This window comes from Paraburkholderia sp. J67 (assembly GCF_905220265.1).
Taxonomy (GTDB): domain Bacteria; phylum Pseudomonadota; class Gammaproteobacteria; order Burkholderiales; family Burkholderiaceae; genus Paraburkholderia.
Genome location: NZ_CAJMZK010000015.1, coordinates 177448 through 184234, shown reverse-complemented (window position 1 = coordinate 184234; position 6787 = coordinate 177448). Strand labels below are relative to the sequence as shown.

The window sequence follows — 6787 nt, the reverse complement described above, 5'->3', positions numbered from 1 at the left end:
TGCGCCACGCCTGAAAACGCTGAAGGTCGCGGAACCTGCGAAGCGCAGCGCAGGCGTAAAAGTCGCCGACGTCAACGCGCTGGTTGAGAAGCTGAAGACCGAAGCCAAGGTGCTGTAAGGGGAGCGAGAAGAAAATGACGAATCTGGTTATTGCTGAACACGACAATGTATCGATCAAGGCGGCGACGCTGAACACGGTGGCCGCTGCGCAGAAGATCGGCGGCGACGTACACGTGCTGGTCGCGGGCCACAACGCGCAAGCAGCGGCGAATGCGGCTGCGAAGATCGAGGGCGTTGCAAGGGTGCTCCTGGCCGACGCGCCTCAACTCGCGCAAGGTCTGGCGGAGAACGTCGAAGCGACGGTTTTGAGCATTGCAAAGAACTATTCGCACATCCTGGCTCCGGCAACGGCAGCGGGCAAGAACGTCACGCCGCGTATCGCGGCAAAGCTCGACGTCGCGCAGATCAGCGACATCACGGCAGTGATTGGCGCCGATACGTTCGAGCGTCCGATCTATGCGGGCAATGCGATCGCGACCGTGCAATCCGCAGACGCAATCAAGGTCATCACGGTCCGCACGACGGCATTCGACGCAGTCTCAGCAGAAGGCGGCAGCGCAGCAGTCGAAACGCTGGAAGCTGCCGCAGACAACGGCAAGGCGCAATTCGTTGGCCGTGAAGTCACGAAGCTCGACCGTCCGGAACTGACGAGCGCGAAGATCATCGTCTCGGGCGGCCGGGGTCTGGGCAGCGGCGAGAACTACACGCAAGTGCTGGAACCGCTCGCGGACAAGCTCAACGCCGCACTGGGCGCATCGCGCGCCGCAGTCGACGCAGGCTACGTGCCGAACGATTACCAGGTCGGCCAGACCGGCAAGATCGTCGCGCCGCAGCTTTACATCGCGGTGGGCATCTCGGGTGCGATCCAGCATCTGGCCGGCATGAAAGACTCGAAAGTCATCGTCGCGATCAACAAGGACGAAGAAGCGCCGATCTTTGGCGTGGCCGATTACGGCCTCGTCGGCGATCTGTTCGAGTCCGTACCGACGCTGACCGCGAATATTTGAACGCGCACCGAGCCCTTGAACAAGGGTTCGTATTCCCGAACACCTAAAGAAGACATCCCGCCTCAAGCACGGATAACCCGCAATATGATCTCCACGACCGACCCGCATATCAATCGCAAGCCCCGTAATATGTCCCAGGAAGAATGGGACACGCGCGTTCAACTGGCTGCCGCTTACCGGCTCGCCTCTAAATTCGGTCTGACCGACCTGATTTATACGCATATCTCCGCGCGCGTTCCGGGCACCGACGATCAATTCCTGATCAACCCGCACGGCTGGTTCTTCGACGAAATCACGGCGTCGTCGCTCGTGAAAATCGATGTGAACGGCAACCCGATCGACGACAATCGTTTCGAGGTCAACGCCGCCGGATTCACGATCCATAGCGCGCTACATCAGGCGCGTCACGACGTGGAATGCGTGGTCCACCTGCATACGACTCACGGCATGGCCGTCGCGGCAATGGAGTGCGGATTGCTGCCGCTGAACCAGATCAGCATGCAGTTCTATAACCGTGTCGCCTATCACGAATACGAGGGCATCTCTCTCGAACTCGACGAGCGTGAACGGATCGTTCAATCGATCGGCGAAAGCGATTACCTCATTCTGCGCAATCACGGTCTGTTGACCACGGGCCGTTCCGTCGCGGAAGCTTTCACGCGTATGTACTACCTGAACAAGGCCTGCGAAATTCAGGTCGTTACGCTCTCAGCGGGACAAAAGGTCGTTATCCCTTCGCCAGAGGTCTGCGAGCATGCGGCCAAACAGCATGACGACTACGCCTACCTCGACACGGTGCATCTGGATCGCGAATGGACAGCACTGTTGCGTCTGCTGGAACGCGACGGGACCGACTACCGTAGTTGATCACGCCCGCCATTATCAACCGCTGAAATTCTCGATCTGGCGTGCTGGTATTCCGATTTGACACGACGCGTGAAATGGAATTGAAGGGACTGCGGTTCCCCTTTCCCCTGACGTGGCGTGCGGAAAGAGGACATCACGCACTTACGCGGCGTGCAGGCATAGGCCACGCGGTCCTGAATTGTCCCGTGCGCGTGCGCGTCGAGGAGTTATTCGACGCACGCGCGATACCCGACGAAACAGGGGCCGCCACGGGCTGGCTGGAACTGGACATCGATCTGCGCGGTGCAGTTTGCGGGCCCGATTGGCATGAGCTGGCCGTCGCCTTGAGGCGTGGCAACGGCAGCTTTGGCCTGGCGCTCACCCAGGGCATGTTCAAGGCGCCCTCGTACGCATGGACGATCGAGGAAGTCGCGCGGGAATTAGGCGTCACGCGGCGTGAATTGCAAATGACGCTGTTTCGCGAGTCGTACAGTTTCGACGCGGCGTTAAAGCGATGTCGATCGCTCAATGGCTTACTCCGCCAGAGCGATACGCGCTGTCGCTTTGTACCACTCGTGTAGCGCTTGAGCTTTCGTTCGACCCGTCATGCCTTGGCGCGGTGCTGGAGACTCGCCATCGCCGGTCGAACTTAGTCAAACAGGAAGAGACATGAACAAGACCCCACAGGGCATCAAGCGAGGCGATAGCACCATCGCGCTCGGCGCGCTGGACCTTGGTTCGCTGGAAGAGCCTCGCCATGCGAGAGACGAAGCATCCGCACCGGCAGTCAAGCCGGGATCGCTCGGATCGAGTCTGAAACAGCGCCATGTCGTGATGTTGTCGATTGGCGGCAGTATCGGCGCGGGGCTCTTCGTTGGATCGGGGCACGCCATCGCGGAGGCGGGTCCCGCAGCTATCATCGCCTATCTGCTGGCAAGCCTGCTCGTTGTGCTGGTCATGCGTATGTTGGGCGAAATGGCGTGCGCCATGCCGGATTCAGGTTCGTTCTCGACGTATGCCGGCCGGGCGATCGGCCCGTGGGCGGGCTTTATGATCGGATGGATGTACTGGTGGTATTGGGTCCTGGTCCTGCCGCTCGAGGCAACCGCAGCAGCCAACATCCTGAATAGCTGGTTCCCGCAGATTGAAGTCTGGAAATTTTGCGTGGCAGTCACGTTTGTGCTGACGCTCTCGAATCTCGCCAGCGTCAAAAATTACGGCGAGCTTGAATTCTGGTTCTCCGTAGTCAAGGTATCGGCGATTATTCTCTTTATTGCCGGCGGCGTCGCCGCGATTGTGGGCGTCATACCGGGCGTGCATATCAACGTCGAAGGCAACGTGTTCGGCCAGGGCGGGTTCTTCCCGCGCGGCGTCACGCCCATTGCCGGGGCCATGCTCACGACGATGTTTACTTTTCTGGGTACGGAAGTGGTGACGATTGCCGCTGCTGAATCGGCCAACCCGGAAAGAGAGATTTCCAGAGCGATCAATTCGGTGGTCTGGCGCATATCCCTGTTTTATATTGGCTCGATCTTCGTGATTATCTCGATCCTGCCGTGGAATACGCCAGCGTTGACGGAGATCGGTTCGTATCAGGCGGTGCTTCAGTCAATCCATGTGCCTTTCGCGAAGCCGCTGATTGACCTGCTGATTCTGGTGGCGGTGTGTAGTTGCCTGAATTCGGGGCTCTATACGGCATCACGAATGATCTACTCCCTTGGAGAGAAGAAGCAGGCGCCCGCAATCGTCAAATACACGACACGCACGGGCGTGCCCGTTGTGGCCGTTATTGCTTCGACGTCCGCAGCATTCGCGGGTTGCGCAGCAAACTATCTCGCGCCGAAATACGTCTTTGAGGCGTTGCTCTCGACAACGGGCACAATGGCCTTGCTGGTGTACCTTGTGATTACGGTCAGTCAGTTGCGTATGCGGCAGACGCTCGTCGCGTCCAATAAACTTAAGGTGCGGATGTGGTTGCATCCGTTCCTTGGATTGCTGGTCGTTTTTCTCATTCTTGTCGCTTTCGTGGGACTGCTGATTGGCGAAGCGCATCGCGGCGAGGTGCTCTCGACATTGGGGCTGAGTACGGCTCTCGCCCTGACTGGCGTTTTCGTCGAGCGCCGCAGGCGTTCGCGCATCTAACCTCGTGAGGGATCGCGTCTGTGCGTAGCGATCCCTGATTTCGACGCGAGCCCGCGGGCTGCGCTATACTGGCGCCTATGAATACGAAACCGATCTCGCTGACTTTGCACGGTTGGTGGCGCGCCTGAATCCGGCGGCCCGTTTTCCCACGCATATCGCAAACGTGATGCCGCCAGTCCAAAGGCGGCATTTTTGTTTGTGCACGCTTCGACTGGCGCCATCGACAAGATGAGGCTCCAGTCCATGACTAACGCAAACCGTCACACCATCCTGACCGGCGACCGGACGACCGGTCCGCTGCATCTCGGTCACTACATCGGCTCGCTGCGCGCACGGGTCCAGTTGCAGCACGAAGCCAACCAGTTCCTGCTGCTCGCCGATACCCAGGCGTTGACCGACAACGTCGGACGGCATCAGAAAGTCACCGCGAATGTCATCGAAGTCGCGCTCGATTATCTGGCTGCGGGCATCGACCCGGCGAAGTCCACCATCCTCATCCAGTCGCAAGTGCCTGAATTGGCAGAGTTGTCGCAGTATCTGCTGAACCTGGTGACGGTCGCGCGGCTCGAACGCAACCCCACGATCAAGGAAGAGATCCGCCTGCGCGGATTCGAGCGCGATATTCCCGCTGGGTTCCTGACGTATCCGGTCAGCCAGGCCGCGGATATCACCGCATTCAAGGCAACCCAGGTGCCGGTGGGCGACGACCAGTTGCCGATGATCGAGCAGACCAACGAACTGGTGCGCCGCTTCAACAACACCGTTGAGCAGACGGTGCTGGTGGAATGCGAGGCCGTGCTGTCGCAGGTCACGCGATTGCCCGGCATCGACGGCAAAGCCAAGATGAGCAAATCGCTCGGCAATTCCATCGCGCTTGGGGCGACGCCGGACGACATCACCAAGGCGGTCAACAACATGTACACCGACCCGAACCACCTGCGAGTCAGCGATCCGGGGCAGGTGGAAGGCAACGTCGTTTTCGCGTTCCTCGATGCATTCGAGCCCGACGTCGCGAAAGTGGACGAATTCAAGGCTCACTATCGACGCGGCGGACTGGGCGACAGCGTGGTCAAGCGCGCCCTCAACGAGCGGCTCCAGGCGATCATCGAGCCGATTCGCACGCGCCGTCTCGAACTGGAAAAGGACCGGAGCGCAGTGCTCGCGATCCTGCGTGACGGCACGATGCGTGCGCGGGAAGTGGCTGGAAAGACGCTTTCCGAGGTCAAGGGCGCGCTGGGTCTGAGCTATTTCTAAAGCGAAGCGGCAGCGACGTCCCGCGTGTCCGGAAAGCTTGCGCATCTGACCTTGGACGAGCGTCGTATCCGGTGAAGAATGGGGTTTTCGTGGAGTGTTGACGATCATGCCCTATCTGCAACTGGACGTATGCGGCCACTACCCCGTGGAAGCCAAGCGGCGCCTCGCGCTGAAGATGAGCGAGACGTACGCGCAAATGATGTCGGTAGACATCAGACGGATTAGCGTCGCGATTCGGGAGCTGGGCGAAGGCGGTGTCTGGCGGATTGCCGAAGCCGGCGATGAGCCCATCCCGGTCGCGGTCATGATGCTGGATATCAGAAAGGGCCGCCCGCCCGAGCTACGCATGAGCGTGGCGAAAGCGCTTTGCGCACATTGCGTCGAGATTCTCGGCCTGCGTGAAGACCGGCTCAACGTCGAATTCACCCAGCATTCGGGCGACGAGATGTATCACCCGGCGCTGGGCGGCTATAGCCCTGAATGGACGCCCGGCGAGCAGTAGGGCCGCTGCGTTAAAGCGCAAGGGGCGTAACGGCCGACGCCCGCTGTATGGTCTGCGGCGGCTGACCGAACGCACGCAGGAACGCCTGGCGCATCCGTTCCCGGTCGCCAAAACCCGTTTCTCTCGCAACGATCTCGATCGGATGACGAGTCGTTTCCATCATCAGGCGGGCGGCTTCAACGCGAAGCCGCTCGACCGCCTTGGCGGGCGATTGCCCCGTCTCCTCGCGAAACACCCGGCTGAACTGGCGCGGACTGAGACTGGCCGCCTCGGCCAGTCGCTCGACCGACAAATCGCTCGCCAGGTTTTCACTCGCGTAGGTAAGCGCCATCTGGACGCGATCCGAGCGCGCCCCCATCTCCAGCAACGCCGAAAACTGCGACTGCCCGCCGCCTCGACGCTGATAGAGCACGAGCTTGCGCGCGATCATGCGCGACGTGTCCAGGCCAAGATCGTTTTCGACGATCGCGAGCGCGAGGTCCACGCCGGCGCTCATACCGGCCGACGTCCAGATCTGTCCATCGACCACGAAGATGCGGTCCTCTTCGAGCTGGACGTTTGGGTATTGCTTCTCGAAGGCCCGCGCGTGGAACCAGTGAGTCGTTGCCCGCTTGCCTTCCAGCAAGCCCGCGGCGGCCAGAACAAACGCTCCCGTGCAGATCGACGCGATACGCCGTGAACGAAGCGGCGCGTGGCGAACGTAGTCGACCAGCGTCGCCGGTGGCAGGCGGCATTCGTTGTCGCCCGCGACGATCAGCGTGTCGTAGCCCTCGCTGGCAAGCGCTTCGCTGTGAACCGAAAACCCCTGGGACGTAGCCACTGGCCCGCCGTGTTCGGACACGATGCGCAACTCATAAGCGGCTTCGCGGTGGAGCAGATTCGCGTATTCGAAGACGCTCGACACCGCGAGCGCGAGCGACTGGAAGCCTGGATAAACGACGAGTCCAACGGTGTGCATGATGTGTCACCAGCAATG

General features: G+C 60.5%; 7 protein-coding genes and 1 pseudogene. 7 read left to right on the top strand and 1 reads right to left on the bottom strand.

The features are described from left to right. The 7 genes and pseudogenes from U5782_RS25105 to U5782_RS25075 all read left to right on the top strand — a co-directional run. Window positions 1-118: pseudogene (locus tag U5782_RS25105) on the top strand (electron transfer flavoprotein subunit beta/FixA family protein); the annotation flags it as partial. Window positions 119-134: 16 nt separating this feature from the next. After that, on the top strand, window positions 135-1067 hold the full coding sequence (locus U5782_RS25100) for an electron transfer flavoprotein subunit alpha/FixB family protein (RefSeq protein WP_322046592.1): 933 nt from the start codon (window positions 135-137) through the stop codon (window positions 1065-1067). Between the two features lie 84 nt (window positions 1068-1151). Beyond that, on the top strand, window positions 1152-1934 hold the full coding sequence (locus U5782_RS25095) for a class II aldolase/adducin family protein (protein WP_322046591.1): 783 nt from the start codon (window positions 1152-1154) through the stop codon (window positions 1932-1934). Between the two features lie 185 nt (window positions 1935-2119). Next, window positions 2120-2494 (top strand): hypothetical protein, encoded by a 375-nt coding sequence (locus U5782_RS25090; RefSeq protein ID WP_322046590.1) that lies wholly within the window; start codon window positions 2120-2122, stop codon window positions 2492-2494. Between the two features lie 253 nt (window positions 2495-2747). After that, on the top strand, window positions 2748-4055 hold the full coding sequence (locus U5782_RS25085; RefSeq protein ID WP_322046595.1) for an amino acid permease: 1308 nt from the start codon (window positions 2748-2750) through the stop codon (window positions 4053-4055). Window positions 4056-4298: 243 nt separating this feature from the next. Beyond that, window positions 4299-5309 carry a tryptophan--tRNA ligase gene (trpS, locus tag U5782_RS25080; RefSeq protein ID WP_322046589.1) on the top strand — a complete coding sequence of 337 codons (1011 nt, stop codon included), beginning with the start codon at window positions 4299-4301 and terminating at the stop codon, window positions 5307-5309. 106 nt (window positions 5310-5415) lie between these two features. Then, the gene (locus U5782_RS25075) at window positions 5416-5811 is read left to right on the top strand and encodes a tautomerase (protein ID WP_322046588.1); all 396 of its coding nucleotides are present in this window, start codon (window positions 5416-5418) and stop codon (window positions 5809-5811) included. A 10-nt stretch (window positions 5812-5821) separates the two neighbouring features. On the opposite strand, the gene U5782_RS25070 is transcribed toward U5782_RS25075, so the two are convergent. Next, window positions 5822-6769 carry a GlxA family transcriptional regulator gene (locus U5782_RS25070; protein WP_322046587.1) on the bottom strand — a complete coding sequence of 316 codons (948 nt, stop codon included), beginning with the start codon at window positions 6767-6769 and terminating at the stop codon, window positions 5822-5824. Window positions 6770-6787 lie beyond the last annotated feature (18 nt).